The organism is Nocardioides sp. Root151 (assembly GCF_001427925.1).
Lineage (GTDB): Bacteria > Actinomycetota > Actinomycetes > Propionibacteriales > Nocardioidaceae > Nocardioides.
The window spans coordinates 527,679-543,607 of record NZ_LMGG01000001.1 but is presented as its reverse complement, the minus strand read 5'-3'; the positions used below and the strand labels follow the sequence as shown (position 1 = coordinate 543,607).

The window sequence follows — 15,929 nt, the reverse complement described above, 5'->3', positions numbered from 1 at the left end:
GACATGGACGCGGTGCAGCAGAGCTTCGCCGGTTCCTACCGGCGTCTCGTCGGCCAGCTGTACGGCGTGTGCGGCGACCTGTCCGAGGCCGAGGACGTGGTCTCCGAGGCCTTCGTCAGGGCGGTCAGCCATCGGCGTACGTTCGAGGCAGCGGAGAATCCCGAGGCCTGGTTGCGCACCGTCGCGGTGAACATCGCCCGCACGAGGTTCCGGCGCCGACAGCTGGGCGAGAAGCTGACCCGGAAGGCGCCCTCCGTCGGCTCCGGCCGCAGCCCCGACCTCGCCGAGGACCGGCTGGCCCTGGTCGCCGCGATGGGTCGACTGCCGCAGGCCCAACGCGAGGCGCTGGCGCTGCACTACCTCGCCGACCTCCCGGTGGACGAGGTGGCCAGGACTGTCGGTGCGCCTCTCGGCACGGTGAAGGCGCGGCTCAGTCGCGGCCGCACCGCACTCGCCGCACTGATGACCGAAGCCACGGCCCCGGAGGGCCGCTCAGTCCAGGAAGGACAGTCCCGTGCGTGACCTCGACGAGCTCCTGACCGGCCGGATCGGTGACGCCGCGGCCGACGTTGCCCGCATTCCCGACTTCGACGCACTGGCCGCCCGCGGACGACGCCGCACCACGGTTCGCCGTACGGCGGCGGCCGGGGCGGCTGCCCTGGCCGTGGTGACCGTCATCGGTGCGACCCAGTGGCTCGGCGGCGGTGACCCGTCGAGCGAGCCGGGCCCGGTCGCGCCGCCCACCTCGACTCCGAGCGCGCCGGCCGAGCCGAAGACCGACCACGGGACCGGCCCGATCTCCGACGCCCGGGCCGAGGCGATCGTCAGCAACCCGGCAGCGACCCTCTTCTCTCTCACCGTCGACCCGGACGACCCGGACAGCCGGGCCTCGGTCTGGCAGCTGTGCCCGGCGCAGTGCGACAACCCGAAGTACGCCGTGGCGATCACCGACGACGGCTACACGACGTACGCCGCGTTCCGGCTGGCCAACCCGGTCGAGGTCCGGTCGGCGGGCTCCGGGCGATTCCTGGCCGAGCGCTGGGACCCGGGCGCCACCCCGTTCCTGCTCGATGCCGACGGCACCGGCACGGCGTTGGTCGCGGACGACACGGAGGCCCCTTTGTCGGCAGGCGAAGTCGTCGCGGCCGTGCACGGCTCCGGCGTGCCGATCATCGGCCTGTTGGCCGTCGATCCCGGGACCGGGGCCGCCCACCCGATCCCGCTCCCGAGCGGCGTGGCCACCTGGCAGCAGGACGGCGAGCGGATCTCGTTCCTCGACTACAACGGCCCCACCGCGCGATGGACCGACGACGGGGGAGCCACGTGGTCGAGCCACCCGCTCGACGCGGAGAACCTGCTGACCCAGTTGGTGCCCTCGGCGGATCCCGACCGGCACGCCGTGGTGGCCGGCGGCGACGGAGCCACGCTGTTCCCGTTCAACGTCGTGCACCGTTGGGACGGCGACGGTGCGGTGCAGCGGTTCGACCAGTCGAGCAGCCCGCAGGCCTACATCGCGCACCAGGCGGTGCTGCCTGACGGGCGGCTGCTGATCGACGTCGAGGACTGGTCGGACGGCGACGCTCCGACGGGCCTGCACGTCTCGGCCGGCGACGACTGGACGCGGTTCACCCCGGTGCGCCTCGGTGCGCCGTTCGACCGGGAACCCGCACAGGTGCTGGGGATCCAGGCCCACCACGGTGTCCTCACCATCGATGCCGTGACCGCCGACGGAGCGGTCCATCGCTCCACTGACGCCGGCGCCACGTGGCAACCCCTCGTGGTCAGGTAGTCGGTTTGGCGGGCCTCACTCGTCGAGGGAGCGCAGGTGCCGCAGCACGGCACGCCCGCGCGGGGAGAGTCGATAGCCGGGCCGCAGGCTCACGGTCAGGCCGAGCTCCTTGAGCCGTCGGATGTCGGCCTTGAACGGCAGCTTCGTGCGGCCGACATCGGCCGCGATGGTCTCGGCCAGCTCGCCGGGCCGGCCGTCGATCAGCTCGAGGTGCGAGCGGGTCCACGGACCGTGCTTGCTGCGCGCGTCCATGCCGGCCAGTCGGGCCACGATCTCTGCACGCTGCTTCGGCCCGAGGCGTGCCTTCTCGCGCAGCGTCACCCGCTCGTCGTCGCCGGCGAAGCTCATCCGGATCCGGTAGACGTCTCCGGGCTTGCGGTCCAGGACCTCACGGAGCCGGGCCAGGTCAAGGCCGCTGCGTCGAGCCTCGTCCTCGGTGATCGCGTCGGGGTCGACCACGTCCACCTCGTCGAATCGGATCACACCGACCGCCGTACGTTGTGAACCGCCGGGCACGTGCATGCGCCGGGTCCAGCGGCGGAACGCGAGGTCGAGCTCACCCGAGACGATGCCGTCGAGGACGGCGCGCGGAATCATCACGAGGCTCATCCTGCCTGCTGGCGTGCGCTCGTAGTGGATCAAGTCGATCACTACATCGATACCGCGACCTGCCGGACCGTGGCGGGATGGGTGACCAGGAATCTTCACTCTCGGGAGGACCACCTCATGGGCTTCACCCTTCGACCGCGGCTGATCTCGGCCATCGTCGGTCTCGCGCTCTCGGCCACGCTCGCCCCACCGGCGGTTGCCGACACACCACCGACACCCACGACGTCGCAGCAGGGCGCACCGTCGCGGGTCACGCTCGGCGTCGGCGAGCACTACCTCAACACGCCGTACCAGTGGCAGCGGACGTCGTACTGGTGCGGCCCGACGGCGATCAGCATGGCGCTCGGCATCCGTGGCATCGACGTGTCGCAGGAGACCCTCGCGGCCTTCATGGGCACGAGTCCCGACTACGGCACGACCGCCGACGCCGCAGTCACCGCGCTGCGGCACTTCTCGGGTGCGCCCTACGAGGCGGTCTACGTGCCGGACGGCGGCGGGCAGGCCGCGAAGGCCACGATCTGGAGTCGCATCCAGGAGGACATCGACGGCGGCTTCGCCGTGGTGACCGGTATCGGTGCACCGCCGCACACCTACCCGTACTACGACAACCCGACAATGATCCACCACCTCTTCGTGGTCGACGGGTATGACACCAACTACGGGACGGTGCGCATCTCCGACCCGGCCTACTTCAACGGGAACTCGCAGTACTGGATCACCCTCGATGACCTCGTCTGGCTGATGGAGGGCCACTTCTACAACTGGTGAGCCGCACCGGTCGGGCGTGCCAGACTGACGCGGGTGATGGTCTACGAGGCCCGGGACAGTGACCTCAGTGCACTCCGGTTCGGGGTGTCGCCGCTCAGCGAGCTGTGCCTCTCCCTGCGGGTGCTGCGGGCCCCGACGACCTACCCCGTGCCGGCAGGCTGGCACGCGCACGTGGCCCGACAGGTCGGCGACCTCGACCTCGAGCTGTTGACGGCGTTGGTCAACCAACGGCTGGGCACACCCGACTTCCTCAACCCGCGACCGGAGCTGCCGTTGCCCCGGCTGTGCGACGAGCTGCAGACGGTCGCCACGCTCCCGGCCGACGCGATCGAGCTGGACCTCGAGGACCTGTGGCCGGAGAACCGGCCGGAGGTGCTCAGGGGGCCGACGCCCGCGCTGAGGGGGCGGATCCTGGCCCAGGTGCAGGCCTACTGGGACCGTTGCTTCTCGCCGTTCTGGCCCGCCTTCCGCTCGGTGTTGCGGGCCGACATCCGCCACCGCTCGACCCAGATCGCCGACCACGGCCTGCGGCACATGCTCGATGCGCTGACGCCGAGCCTGACCTTCGACGGCACCCGCCTGGCGTGTGACAACCGGGTCGGTACGTCCTACGAAGCGGCGATCGCGGGGCGCGGCCTGGTGCTGGTGCCGTCCCTGTTCACGCTGAACATCTCGTATCCCGCAGTGGCACGGAGCAGTCCCACGCTGATCTATCCGGCGCGCGGGCACGGCAACCTCCACACCCTGACCGCCCGGGCCGACGACCACCTGACAGCCTTGGTCGGCGACGTGCGCGCACAGCTCCTGTCCACCCTGTCGGAGCCGCGCACGACCAAGGAGCTCGCACTGCTTCTGGGCAAGACCTCCTCGGCGGTCAACCAGCAGCTGCGGTCCTTGACCGCGGCCGGGCTGCTCGACACCACCCGCGACGGCCGCTCGGTGCTCTATGGCCTCTCCGACCTCGGCAGCCGACTGGTGCGACCGACCTAGATCAGAGCCGAGGGGAAGGCCTCGCGGTAGCTGCGCATGCCGCCGGCCGACTCCGCGGCGAGTACGGCGCGGCCGACCGCACGCGTGACGCAGTCACCGGCGGCGGTCAGCAGGTCCTGGAACGCGAACACGTCCACGGGCTCGCGGGCGCCGGTCGCCAGCGTGAAGAGGGTGTCGCCGTCGAACATCGTGTGCACCGGGTTGATCGCCCGGGCCAGGCCGTCGTGGCCGACACCGGACACCTTCGCGCACTGGGCCTTGGTCAGCGTCGCGTCGGTGGCGATGACCCCGATCGTGGTGGCGAACGGTGGCTTGACCAGCGAGGGGTCGGCCGCCGCGGCAGCGCGTGCGGCCACCAGGTCGTCCTCGGTCGGACGACGCAGGGGCGGCAGGTCGCCGGGCACGCAGTGGCGTTCGGCGTACAGCTCGCCGGTGCGTGGGTCGACCGCCGAGCCGACCGCGTTCACCGCGACGAGCACGCCGATCGTCGTGCCGTCCTCGAGCCGGACCGATGCGGAGCCGATGCCGCCCTTGAGGCCACCGACCCGTGCGCCGGTGCCGGCGCCGACCGTTCCCTCGCGCACGTCGGTCGAGGCCGCGTCGTAGGCCGCAGCGCCGAGCGCCGCATCGGGGTGGTTGGCGAACGTGCCGCCCCGACCGAGGTCGAAGAGCACCGCCGCCGGCACGATCGGCACCACCTCACCGGGCCCGCCCATCGGGAAGCCGACGCCGTCGTGCAACAGCCGCTGCGCGACCCCGTCGACGCTGGCCAGGCCCAGGGCCGAGCCGCCGCTGAGCACGACCGCGTGCACGAGCTCGACCAGGTTGCGCGGATCGAGCAGGTCGGTCTCGCGCGTGCCGGGCCCGCCACCGCGTACGTCGACGCCACCGACGGCACCGCCCGGCGGCGCCAGCACGACCGTCGTCCCGCTCAACCAGCCGTCGCCGATGCGCTCGGCCTGGCCCACCCGGATGCCCGGCACGTCCGTGATGCTGTTGGAGGTCACCCCACCAGTATGGTCACGCACCATGGACACCAGACCAGCAAGTTATGTGGTGGTGGTCGAGGACGGCGCGGTGCTGCTCGCCCACTGGAACGAGAACGGCAAGACCGGGTGGACCCTGCCCGGCGGAGGCATGGAGGACTACGAGTCCACCGAGGAGACTGCGGTCCGCGAGTTCCGGGAGGAGACCGGCTTCGACGTCGCGCTCGACGGACTGCTCGGTGTCGACACGAACTACGTGCCGGCCGCCGCCCGATTCTCGAAGGGCGCCGGCGACCTGCGCGGACTGCGGGTGATCTACCGCGGGCACATCACCGGCGGTGAGCTGACCCACGAGGTCGACGGCACCACCGACGAGTGCCGGTGGATCCCGCTCGACGAGGTCGCCTCACTCAAGCGGGTCAGCCTCGTCGACGCCGCCATGGAGCTGCTCCGCACGAGCTGACCGGCCGGCACCATGCCTGGAAAACCAGTCGCACCGAGCACTGACGATGTGCGACCGTCGAGGAGTCAGCCCGACCAGATCGAGGAGAACCCCCATGCGAGCAGCCACCACGCCCCGAGTCCTCATTCGTCTCGCCGTGGAGCTGCCCCGTGTCACCCTCACTCAATCTCGGAATCGTCGCGCATGTTGATGCCGGCAAGACCAGCCTGACCGAACGCCTTCTGTTCGAGGCCGGTGTCATCGACGCACCCGGGAGCGTCGACGCCGGCACCACCCGCACTGACTCGCTCGACCTCGAGCGGCGCCGCGGCATCACCATCCGGGCGGCCGTGACCTCGTTCGGTCTCGGCGACCTGGCCGTCAACCTCGTCGACACCCCCGGGCACCCCGACTTCATCGCCGAGGTCGAGCGGTCACTGGGCGTTCTCGACGCCGCGGTGCTGGTGCTGTCGGCGGTGGAGGGCGTGCAGCCGCAGACTGTCGTGATCTGGCGCGCCCTCCAGCGGATCGGCGTGCCCACCGTGCTGTTCGTCAACAAGATCGACCGAGCCGGCGCCGACGTCGAGCGCGTGCTCGCGCAGGTGCGCCGCCGCCTGACGCCGTACGCCGTGCAGCTCGCGCGCGCCGATGGGCAGGGCGACCGTGCCGCCACTGTCACCGGGGTGCCACTGACAGACGAGTCGGTCGTCGCCGGAGTCGCGGAGGTCGACGACCGGGTGCTGGCGGGTTGGGTGGCGGGGGCGACACCGCGTCACCGTGACCTCGTGCGCGCGCTGCGCAGTGGAGTACGACGTGGTGCGCTGACGCCGGTGCTGTGCGGGTCGGCGATCACCGGTGCCGGCATCGATGAACTGCACCGGACGCTCACCGGTCTCCTTCCGGCCGCACGGCACTCCGACGGTCCGGTGGCCGGCACCGTCTTCGCCGTCGACCGCGACGAGCGCGGTCGACGCGCCTGGATCCGCCTGTGGTCGGGCGAGCTGCGGGTCCGTGACCGGGTGGCGATCACCGGCCGGAAACCGGAGCTCGTGACGGAGGTTGCAGCGAGCGAACCGGGCGGAGTGACCGTCGCCTCCGTCGCCCGGGCGGGACAGATCGCGGTCATTCGCGGACCGGCCGCCCGCATAGGTGACGTGCTCGGCAGGCCACCGCGTCGTCGTGCCCACCACTTCGCGCCCGCCACCCTGCAGGCGTTGGTCGAGCCCGAGGACCCCACCGCCCGCACGGCGTTGTACGCCGGCCTGACCGAGCTTGCCGACGAGGATCCGCTCATCGACCTGCACCTCAACGAGGTCGACGGTGAGGCCGCGGTACGCCTGCACGGCGAGGTGCAGAAGGAGGTGATCGCAGCGCTGCTGGAGCAGCGGTACGGCGTCGTCGCGAGGTTCCTCGAGACCTCCGTCGTCTGCATCGAACGCGTCGTCGGCACCGGCGCATCGGTCGACCGGATCAACGTGGGCGACAACCCCTACCTGGCAGGCATCGGCCTGCGCGTGGAGCCCGGCGAGGTGGGGTCCGGCATCACGTTCTCGCCCGGCATCGAACGTGGCAACCTGCCTCCGGCGTTCATCGCTGCCACCGAGGAAGGGGTGCGCGCCGCGTTGATTCAGGGCCTGTGTGGTTGGGCGGTCACCGACTGCCAGGTGTCGATGACGGAGTCCGGCTACTGGCCGCGCCAGAGCCGGCCGCACCAGAAGTTCGACAAGTCGATCTCCAGTGTGGCCGCCGACTTCCGGCACCTGGCCCAGGTGGTCGTGATGGCCGCGTTGCAGCGGGCCGGAACCCGCGTCTGCCAGCCGATCGAGCGGTTCGACCTGGAGCTTCCCGACGAGGCATTCGGTGCCATCGCCGCACTGCTCGGGCGCATCGGCGCGGTCACCCTGGACACGTCGGCAGTCGCCGGGTACACCCGGCTCGTCGGGCACGTGCCCTCGGCCGCGGTTCGCGACCTCACGTCACGACTGCCCGACCTCACCAGTGGGGAGGGCGTGCTGGTCACGCGGCTCGATCACCACGCACCGGTCACCGACACGTGTCCGCCTCGAAGGCGACGGACGGGCTTCGACCCGCTGGACAGAGGCACGTGGTTCCGCCGCGTGCCGCGATGAAGCCACTGAAATGAGACAACGTGGTGGATCACAGGCACCAGATGCCTGCGATCCACCACGTTGAGTGGAATCAGTCGCGTGCCGTCAGCGGGGCAGGCCGCTCGAGCGCCAGCCGCCCGGCCCGTGGGAGTAGTTGACCCGCACCCGACGGTGGTTGGCCGACCACTCCGACTGCCGCTTCTTCGGCGGGGCCTCGGTCGTGCCGAGCGAGGAGAACACCGCGACCAGGGCGGCGATCTCCTCCGGGGTCGCGTCGGGGCTGACGACCTTGAGGATCGGCTGCTGTGCTGGCTTGTCTTCGGCTGTCATGTCATCTCCTTCGGTCGTCGACCTGTCGTGAGTTCTGATCGACCTGTCGCCTGTTCTGGCTGACCTGTCGTGAGTTCCGGGTGTTCCTTCGGCCGCCGCGTTCGCTTCTTCGACTCCTGCGGAAAGAAGCAGGCAACATCCCCCTGACGGGCCTGGCGGCCCTTACAGAGGAATATTGCCGTGCTTCTTGGCCGGCAGAATCTCGCGCTTGGAGCGGAGGAGGCGAAGGCCGCGGACGATCTCGGTGCGCGTCTCGTGCGGCATGATCACCGTGTCGACGTAGCCACGCTCGGCGGCGATGTAGGGGTTCGCCAGCGTGGTCTCGTACTCGTCGACCAGCTCGGCACGACGCGACTCGACGTCGCCGCCCTCGGCCTCGACGGCGGCGAGAGTCTTGCGGTGCACGATGTTGGCCGCACCCTGGGCGCCCATGACGGCGATCTGCGCGGTCGGCCAGGCGACGTTGAGGTCGGCACCGAGGTGCTTGGAGCCCATCACGTCGTACGCACCGCCGTAGGCCTTGCGGGTGATCACCGTGATCAGCGGAACGGTGGCCTCGGCGTAGGCGTAGATCAGCTTCGCGCCGCGGCGGATGATGCCGTTCCACTCCTGGTCGGTGCCGGGCAGGAAGCCGGGTACGTCGACGAACGTGAGGACCGGGATGTTGAACGCGTCGCAGGTGCGCACGAAGCGAGCGGCCTTCTCGGACGCGTCGATGTCGAGGCAGCCGGCGAACTGCATCGGCTGGTTCGCGACCACGCCGACCGGGCGGCCCTCCATGCGGCCGTAGCCGATGATGATGTTCGGCGCGAACATCGACTGGACCTCGAGGAACTCCTCGTCGTCGAGCACGCTCTCGATCACGGTGTGCATGTCGTAGGGCTGGTTCGGGGAGTCCGGGATCAGCGTGTCGAGGGTCCGGTCGAGGTCGCTGATCTCGAGGTCGGCCTCCTCGTCGTACGACGGGGCCTCGTCGAGGTTGTTCTGCGGCAGGTAGGACAGCAGCGCCTTGACGTACTCGAACGCGTCCTCCTCGTCGGAGGCCATGTAGTGCGCGTTGCCCGACTTGGTGTTGTGGGTGCGCGCGCCGCCGAGCTCTTCCATGGTCACCTCCTCGCCGGTGACGGTCTTGATCACGTCGGGACCGGTGATGAACATCGCCGAGGTGCCGTCGACCATGACCGTGAAGTCGGTGACCGCGGGGGAGTAGACGTGCCCGCCGGCGCAGTTGCCCATGATCATCGAGATCTGCGGGATCACACCGGAGGCGTGCACGTTGCGCTTGAAGATCTCGCCGTAGAGGCCGAGCGAGACGACGCCCTCCTGGATGCGGGCACCGGCACCTTCGTTGATGCCGATGATCGGCGAGCCGGTCTTGATCGCGAGGTCCATCACCTTGGTGATCTTCTCGCCGTAGACCTCGCCCAGCGAGCCGCCGAAGACGGTGAAGTCCTGCGAGAAGACGCAGACCTGACGACCGTCGACCGTGCCGTAGCCGGTGACGACGCCGTCGCCGTAGGGACGGTTCTTCTCCAGCCCGAAGGCCACGGAGCGGTGACGGGCAAGCTCGTCGAGCTCGACGAAGGAACCCTCGTCGAACAGCAGCGCGATCCGCTCGCGAGCGGTCTTGCGTCCCTTGGCGTGCTGCTTCTCGATCGCCTTCTCGCTACCGGCGTGCACGGCCTCGTCGAGGCGCCGTTCGAGCTCCTGGAGCTTTCCGGCGGTCGTGTGGATGTCGAGCTGCGGCTCGTTCTCGGCTGTGGTCATGTTGGTGCTGGCCTCCTCGGATGTCCGTGGGCCAATGTAGTGCCCATGACTTCCGCAACCGACCCGCGCCCACCCCTTGACCGCGACCGCCTGCCCGCCAGCGTCGAGATCCTCCCTGCCGTCGGCTCCACCAATGCCGAGCTGGGAAGTCGGGCCCGCGACGGTGCCGCTGACGGCACGGTGGTGGTCACCGAGCACCAGACCGCGGGCCGCGGTCGTCTCGACCGGGTGTGGGAGACGCCGGCCCGTTCCGCGCTGACCTTCTCGCTGCTCAAGCGGCCCGACCTCCCACCAGTCGTGTGGCCGTGGATCCCGCTGGCCACCGGACTCGCCATCCACACCGCGCTCTCCGGCACGGTGCCCGGCCTCGGCCTGAAGTGGCCCAACGACGTGCTGGTCGACGGCCGCAAGCTGGCGGGCATCCTCGTCGAGCGCATCGAGACACCGGACGGCCCGGCGGCCGTGATCGGCATCGGGCTCAACGTCTCCACCACGCGCGACGAGCTGCCGGTCGAGACGGCCACCTCACTGGCCCTCGAGTCGGGGGAGGCTCCCGACCGCACGGACTTGCTGAACGGCCTGCTCTCCTCTCTTGAGTCCACCCTTGCCGCACTGTCCACGGACCTCGAGTCGGTGCGTACGTCGTACGCCGCCGCGTGCGTGACTGTGGGCAAGGACGTGCGGGTCGAGGTGCCTGCCGGGGAGCCGCTGACCGGACGCGCGACCGGCATCGACCCGGGCGGCCAGCTGGTGGTGGAGTCGTCCTCCGGGCAGGTATCCGTGGGCGCCGGCGACGTCATCCATGTGCGGTGACCGATTGTTTGACATGATCTGAGGGTGGCCATCTCAAAGAACCTCCTCAACGACGGGGAACACGTCGTCGTCACCACCCGCACGCACGTCAAGGCGCTGTTCCTGCCGATCCTCGTGCTGCTGGTGACCCTGGCTGCCGCTGTCTACCTCAGCGGGCTGGGTGACGGCACGACCGGCAAGGTGATCGACATCGTCGTCTGGGTCGTCGCCGCAATCGTCTTCGTGTGGTGGGTGGTGCGGCCGTTCCTCACCTGGCTGACCACGTCCTACACGTTCACGAACCGGCGCTTCCTCGCCCGCTCCGGCTTCATCGCCAAGGAGGGCCGCACGATCCCGCTCAACCGGATCAGCGGCGTCGACTTCGAGATCGGCGTGATCGACCGCATCTTCGGCTGCGGCACCCTCGTGGTCTCCGACGCCAGCGAGCAGGGCCGGGTCGAGCTCCACGACATCCCGCGGGTCGAGCAGATCCAGCTCCGGGTGGCCGACGAGCTGCACCGCCTGTCGGAGCAGCGCAACGACGATGGCACCTGAGCCCGACCAGCCGCTGAGCCGCGATGACCTGGTAGCGGGCATCCTCGGCACCAGCGCCGAATTCACCGCCGAGCAGATCGCGGTCGAGGCCTCCGTCGAGGTCGAGGTCACCCGTCGCCTGTGGCGCGCCCTCGGCTTCCCGGAGTACGCCGAGGACGAGGTCGCCTTCACCTCCCACGACATGGCCGCCCTGACCCTGCTCCAGCAGACCGTCGACTCCGGGCTCATCGACTTCGACACCGCCCTGAACCTCACCCGCGCCGTCGGTACGACGATGGCCAGGCTGGCCGACTGGGAGGTCGCCACCCTGGTGCCCCAGCTGCCCACCGGGGAGGGGGCTCGCGACAACAGGATGGCCGCGGCCCTGCACATGCTGGAGAAGGTCGGCGAACCCTTCGAGCAGCTGCTCGTCTACGCCTGGCGCCGGCACCTCGCGGCCGCGGCGTCCCGCATCGAGTCGCTGGGCCCCGACGACGAAGAGCTCAAGACCTCCGACGTCACGGTGGGCTTCGCCGACATCGTCGCGTTCAGCGCACTGTCCAACGAGATCGGCGAGGAGCGCGTCGGCGACCTCGTGGAGGTCTTCGAGACGCGCTGCCACGACGTCGTCTCCACGAACCACGGCCGCGTGATCAAGAGCCTCGGCGACTCGGTGCTCTTCATCTGTGACGACCCGGTCAAGGCGCTGGACATCGCCGACGGCATCATCACCGTGATCGGCCGCGACAGCCGCATGCCCGACGTACGCGTGGGACTGGCCAGTGGCGGCGTGGTGATGCGCATGGGCGACGTCTTCGGCCCGCCGGTCAACCTCGCCGCACGACTGACCGCGGTGGCCCGGCGCAACCGCATGATCATCGACGAGGCCACGGCGGCCAGGCTGCCCGCCGACAGGTTCGAGACCCGCCGCCTCCCGGCACGCCCGCTGCGTGGCTTCGGCCTGGTCGAACCCATCTCGGTCCGCCAGCGCTGACAGCGTTAGGGTTCGGGCGTGTCCCACGCTCCTGAACTGGCCCCGACGCTTGCCGTGATCGGCGGCGGACAGCTCGCCCGCATGATGGCCCAGCCGGCCATCGCGCTGGGCCTACCGCTCCGCCTGCTCGCCGAGGCCGAGGGCGTCTCCGCGGCCCAGGTGATCGTCGACCACACCGTCGGCGACTACCGCGACCTCGACACCCTGCGCGCGGTGACCGACGGCTGCGCGGTCGTCACGTTCGACCACGAGCACGTCCCGACCGACCACCTTCACGCGCTCGAGGAGGCCGGCGTCGCCGTACGCCCCGGACCCGGGGCCCTCGTGCACGCCCAGGACAAGGGCGTGATGCGATGGCGCCTGACCGCGCTGGGCATCCCGTGCCCGCGCCACGCACTGGTCTCGGAGCTCTCCGAGGTCGAGGCGTTCGGCTTCCCGGCGGTGCTCAAGACCACGCGCGGCGGGTACGACGGCAAGGGCGTGTGGGTGGTGCGTTCGGCAGCCGACTGCGCCGATGCGTTCGAGACCGCGGCCGCCTCCGGCGTACGGCTGCTGGCCGAGGAGCTGGTCGACTTCCGCCGTGAGCTCTCGGCCCTGGTCGCCCGGTCGCCCAGCGGCCAGGCCGCGGCCTACCCGGTCGTGGCCTCGACCCAGAAGGACGGCATCTGCCTCGAGGTGATCGCCCCGGCACCCGACCTGTCTCCCGAGCTGTCCGCGCAGGCGCAGCAGATCGCCCTCACCATCGCCAAGGAGCTCGAGGTCACCGGTGTCCTGGCGGTCGAGCTCTTCGAGACCACCGACGGTCGGGTGCTGGTCAACGAGCTCGCCATGCGCCCGCACAACACGGGCCACTGGAGCCAGGACGGCGCGGTGACCAGCCAGTTCGAGAACCACCTGCGCGCAGTGATGGACCTGCCGCTCGGGTCGCCGGCGACCCGAGCGAAGTGGACCGTGATGGTCAACATCCTCGGCGGCGACGTCGCCGCCGGACGCCTGTACGACGGGTTCCCGCACGCGATGGCGCGTGACCCCTTCCTGCGCGTGCACCTCTACGGCAAGGAGTGGCGCCCGGGCCGCAAGGTCGGCCACGTGAACGCGTACGGCGCCGACCTCGACGACTGCCTCGAACGGGCCCGGCACGCCGCGGCATGGTTCCGTGGCGACCTGGGCAACGAGTCCGAATGAACTTCAGGGAGAGTGAGTGACATGACCGACTCTGCTGCCCGCGTGGGCATCGTGATGGGCTCCGACTCCGACTGGCCGGTGATGCGCGCCGCCGGGGAGATCCTGGACGAGTTCGGGGTGGCCTGGGAGGCCGACGTCGTCTCCGCACACCGGATGCCCGAGGAGATGATCGCCTGGGGCAAGGAGGCGGCCGGCCGCGGCATCAAGGTGATCGTCGCCGGTGCCGGCGGCGCGGCACACCTGCCGGGCATGCTCGCCTCGGTCACGCCGCTCCCGGTGATCGGCGTACCCGTGCCGCTGAAGTACCTCGACGGCATGGACTCGCTGCTCTCGATCGTGCAGATGCCGGGCGGCATCCCGGTGGCAACAGTGGCGATCGGCAACGCCAAGAACGCCGGCATCCTGGCCGCGCGCATCCTGGCCACCGCCGACGACGACCTGCAGCAGAAGCTGGTCGCCTACCAGGAGTCGCTCTCCGAGATGGCCCGCGCCAAGGGCAAGGTCGTCCGCGACGCACAGAAGCCTCGCAAGACCGGCTTCTGAGTCACTGCCGGACCCGGATCAGTCGATGTCGTCCTCGTCGCCGAGCAGCTCGTCGGGGTACTTCTTCACGTAGGTCTCCATCTGCCCCTTGCGGAGCAGGCCGAACAGCTCGGCGGTCTGGTCCTCCTTGAGCTCGACGATGGAGCCGTACTTGTCGATCGTCGGAGTCGCCGCGATCGGCACGGTCATGAACTTCACGTCCTCGGCCTTGGTGCCGCGCAGGGACAGGGCCAGACCACGGAGGTCGCCGTTCTCCCAGTCCATGTCGACCGTGAGGTGGTCGGTGATCGCCGACAGGGTGTCGGAGAACTGGCGCGGCTTGGTGAGGGTGCCGGCCTCGAGCACCTTCGTCATCAGCGACCGGAGGAAGTTCTGCTGCCGGTCGATGCGGTCGAAGTCGCCACGCAGCAGGCCGTGCCGGGTGCGGACGTACTGCAGCGCCTTCTCGCCCTTGAGGTTGTACTTGCCGGCCTTCCACGTGACGTCCTGCTTCTCGTCGTAGAACGTCTCGGGGATGGTCACCGGCACGCCGCCCACGGCGGTCGACAGGTCCTTGAACCCGGCCCAGTCGATGATCGCGACGTGGTCGAGGCGTACGTCGGTGAGGTGCTCGACCGTGGACAGGGTGCCGACCGGGCCGTACGCCGAGAAGGCCGCGTTGATCTTGTTCTTGTGGGTGGGCTCGCCGTTGTCGTCGTAGATCATCGTGAAGGTGTCACGGGGGATCGAGACGACGTACACGTGCTTCCGGTTGGCCGAGATGTGCACGACCATGATCGTGTCGCTGCGGTACTTGCCGTTCGGCCACTCCTCGGCGTCGACGTCCTTGGCGAGTGAGGTGTCGGCGCTCTCGCCGGCGATCTTCTTCCCGGCGTCGGAGCCCAGGAGCAGGATGTTCACCGCGTCGCCCTTGTTGGGGTCGGGGCGGTTCTCGTCGTCGAGCTTGTCGGTGGAGAAGCGGTCGATGTTGTCGAGCTTGGCGTTGAGCGAGTAGAGGTAGTAGCCGCACGCGCCCACCACGAGCGCCAGGACGGCCACCGACGCGATCAGCGCCTTGGTGTGCTTGCGGCGGAACGCGGTCCACCCGGAACGGGCCCGTCGCCAGCGTGAGGGCGGTGGGGTGTCTGCCTGTTCGGACGCGTCCCCCGGCGGCTCATTCTCCATCGTGTCAGTGTGCCCGGTGCCGCCAAGAACAGACCGCAGGGACACTCACGCACGGTGGTTCACTCGGTGACGCGACCGCGCAGCGACTTCGTCTGTCCGCGCTGCTTCTTCGCCTCGAGCCGTCGGCGCTGGGACCCGCGCGTCGGCTTGGTCGGTCGGCGGGGCGGTGAGGGCGGGGCCAGGGCCTCGCGCAGCAGGACGGCCAGCCGTTCCCGCGCCGCGGCCCGGTTGCGGAACTGGGAGCGGTGTTCGGAGGCCGCGATGATGACCCGCCCGTCGACCAGGCGCGCGGCCAGGTGCCGCATCGCGCGGGCCCGTTGTGCGTCGCTGAGCACTGTCGACTGCGCCACGTCGTAGTCGAGCTCGACGCGTGAGTCGGAGGTGTTGACCGACTGACCGCCGGGACCGGGGGAGCGCGAGAAGCGTTCGGTGAGCTCGGCCGCGGGGACGACCAGCCCGTCGGGCAGTCCGGGTCCGGCCCCGACGACGAGGTCCTCGCCGGGCTGGTTCATGAGCCGCGCTTGCCCCACTGGATGGCCGGGCAGGTGTCCATCACCATCAGTACGCCGGCGGCGCGGGTGCGCTCGAAGGCGGCCTCGTCGATCACGCCGAGCTGGAACCAGACGCCCTTCGCGCCGACCGCGACCGCTTCGTCGGCGTACTGTCCGGCAGCCTCGGAACGACGGAAGACGTCGACCACGTCGATCGGGAACGGCACCTCCGCCAGCGTCGCGTAACCCTGCTCGCCGTGGACCACGGGCGCGTCGGGGTGGATCGGCACGATGCGCTTGCCGCGGGCCTTCAACAACGCCGAGATCGGGTAGGCGGTGCGCTCGGGATTGTCACTGAGTCCGACCACGGCCCACGTCTCACACTCGTCGAGCATGAAGTCGATCGCCTTCTGGTCCTGCCACGTGTCCATGCCGGT

At 70.0% G+C, this 15,929-nt stretch carries 18 protein-coding genes; 11 read left to right on the top strand and 7 right to left on the bottom strand.

Annotation, left to right across the window (positions count from 1 at the left end):
- Positions 1-3: 3 nt before the first annotated feature.
- Positions 4-522 (top strand): RNA polymerase sigma factor, encoded by a 519-nt coding sequence (locus tag ASD66_RS02530; protein WP_056681570.1) that lies wholly within the window; start codon positions 4-6, stop codon positions 520-522.
- Positions 515-1,789, top strand: a complete 1,275-nt coding sequence (locus ASD66_RS02525; RefSeq protein WP_056889948.1) for a hypothetical protein — start codon at positions 515-517, stop codon at positions 1,787-1,789. Before ASD66_RS02530 ends, ASD66_RS02525 begins: the two co-directional genes overlap by 8 nt.
- A gap of 15 nt (positions 1,790-1,804) precedes the next feature.
- Here ASD66_RS02525 and ASD66_RS02520 read toward each other — a convergent pair whose 3' ends face one another.
- Complete coding sequence (locus ASD66_RS02520; RefSeq protein ID WP_235529996.1) at positions 1,805-2,386, bottom strand: hypothetical protein; 582 nt, start codon at positions 2,384-2,386, stop codon at positions 1,805-1,807.
- A gap of 129 nt (positions 2,387-2,515) precedes the next feature.
- Between ASD66_RS02520 and ASD66_RS02515 the strand changes: the two genes are divergently transcribed.
- Positions 2,516-3,166, top strand: coding sequence for a C39 family peptidase (locus tag ASD66_RS02515; protein WP_056681568.1), 651 nt, complete (start codon positions 2,516-2,518; stop codon positions 3,164-3,166).
- Between the two features lie 33 nt (positions 3,167-3,199).
- Positions 3,200-4,156 carry an ArsR/SmtB family transcription factor gene (locus ASD66_RS02510; RefSeq protein ID WP_056889947.1) on the top strand — a complete coding sequence of 319 codons (957 nt, stop codon included), beginning with the start codon at positions 3,200-3,202 and terminating at the stop codon, positions 4,154-4,156.
- On the opposite strand, the gene ASD66_RS02505 is transcribed toward ASD66_RS02510, so the two are convergent.
- Positions 4,153-5,163: a P1 family peptidase gene (locus tag ASD66_RS02505; RefSeq protein ID WP_235529937.1), complete on the bottom strand. Its 1,011-nt coding sequence runs from the start codon at positions 5,161-5,163 to the stop codon at positions 4,153-4,155. The two genes, ASD66_RS02510 and ASD66_RS02505, sit on opposite strands and share 4 nt — an antisense overlap.
- 22 nt (positions 5,164-5,185) lie before the next feature.
- On the opposite strand from ASD66_RS02505, the gene ASD66_RS02500 reads away from it, so the two are divergent.
- Together ASD66_RS02500 and ASD66_RS02495 are read left to right on the top strand one after the other, a co-directional pair.
- Entirely contained in the window at positions 5,186-5,605 is a 420-nt protein-coding gene (locus ASD66_RS02500) for an NUDIX hydrolase (protein WP_056889945.1), read from the top strand.
- A 149-nt stretch (positions 5,606-5,754) separates the two neighbouring features.
- On the top strand, positions 5,755-7,713 hold the full coding sequence (locus ASD66_RS02495) for an elongation factor G (protein ID WP_056889944.1): 1,959 nt from the start codon (positions 5,755-5,757) through the stop codon (positions 7,711-7,713).
- 84 nt (positions 7,714-7,797) lie between these two features.
- Here ASD66_RS02495 and ASD66_RS02490 read toward each other — a convergent pair whose 3' ends face one another.
- Together ASD66_RS02490 and ASD66_RS02485 are read right to left on the bottom strand one after the other, a co-directional pair.
- On the bottom strand, positions 7,798-8,022 hold the full coding sequence (locus ASD66_RS02490; RefSeq protein WP_056889943.1) for an acyl-CoA carboxylase subunit epsilon: 225 nt from the start codon (positions 8,020-8,022) through the stop codon (positions 7,798-7,800).
- Positions 8,023-8,184: 162 nt separating this feature from the next.
- Positions 8,185-9,789 carry an acyl-CoA carboxylase subunit beta gene (locus ASD66_RS02485; RefSeq protein WP_056681563.1) on the bottom strand — a complete coding sequence of 535 codons (1,605 nt, stop codon included), beginning with the start codon at positions 9,787-9,789 and terminating at the stop codon, positions 8,185-8,187.
- Between the two features lie 45 nt (positions 9,790-9,834).
- Here ASD66_RS02485 and ASD66_RS02480 point away from each other — a divergent pair, with 45 nt between their 5' ends.
- Genes ASD66_RS02480 through purE form a run of 5 tightly spaced genes read left to right on the top strand, consistent with a single transcriptional unit; the run spans position 9,835 to position 13,837 of the window.
- Positions 9,835-10,602, top strand: coding sequence for a biotin--[acetyl-CoA-carboxylase] ligase (locus ASD66_RS02480; protein ID WP_056889942.1), 768 nt, complete (start codon positions 9,835-9,837; stop codon positions 10,600-10,602).
- 24 nt (positions 10,603-10,626) lie between these two features.
- Complete coding sequence (locus ASD66_RS02475) at positions 10,627-11,136, top strand: PH domain-containing protein (protein ID WP_056681561.1); 510 nt, start codon at positions 10,627-10,629, stop codon at positions 11,134-11,136.
- Positions 11,126-12,109, top strand: coding sequence for an adenylate/guanylate cyclase domain-containing protein (locus ASD66_RS02470; RefSeq protein WP_082563795.1), 984 nt, complete (start codon positions 11,126-11,128; stop codon positions 12,107-12,109). Before ASD66_RS02475 ends, ASD66_RS02470 begins: the two co-directional genes overlap by 11 nt.
- An 18-nt stretch (positions 12,110-12,127) precedes the next feature.
- A complete protein-coding gene (locus tag ASD66_RS02465) occupies positions 12,128-13,294 on the top strand; it encodes a 5-(carboxyamino)imidazole ribonucleotide synthase (protein WP_200949837.1) in 1,167 nt (388 codons plus the stop codon).
- A 21-nt stretch (positions 13,295-13,315) separates the two neighbouring features.
- Positions 13,316-13,837 carry a 5-(carboxyamino)imidazole ribonucleotide mutase gene (purE, locus tag ASD66_RS02460; protein ID WP_056889941.1) on the top strand — a complete coding sequence of 174 codons (522 nt, stop codon included), beginning with the start codon at positions 13,316-13,318 and terminating at the stop codon, positions 13,835-13,837.
- Between the two features lie 18 nt (positions 13,838-13,855).
- Here purE and ASD66_RS02455 read toward each other — a convergent pair whose 3' ends face one another.
- The 3 genes from ASD66_RS02455 to ASD66_RS02445 are packed head-to-tail and all read right to left on the bottom strand — an operon-like array spanning position 13,856 to position 15,923.
- Entirely contained in the window at positions 13,856-15,001 is a 1,146-nt protein-coding gene (locus ASD66_RS02455) for an LCP family protein (protein WP_056889940.1), read from the bottom strand.
- Between the two features lie 59 nt (positions 15,002-15,060).
- Positions 15,061-15,513, bottom strand: coding sequence for an alternative ribosome rescue aminoacyl-tRNA hydrolase ArfB (gene arfB / locus ASD66_RS02450; protein WP_056889939.1), 453 nt, complete (start codon positions 15,511-15,513; stop codon positions 15,061-15,063).
- Positions 15,510-15,923 carry a CoA-binding protein gene (locus ASD66_RS02445; protein ID WP_056889938.1) on the bottom strand — a complete coding sequence of 138 codons (414 nt, stop codon included), beginning with the start codon at positions 15,921-15,923 and terminating at the stop codon, positions 15,510-15,512. The genes arfB and ASD66_RS02445 overlap by 4 nt, the downstream gene beginning before the upstream one ends.
- Between the last annotated feature and the right edge of the window lie 6 nt (positions 15,924-15,929).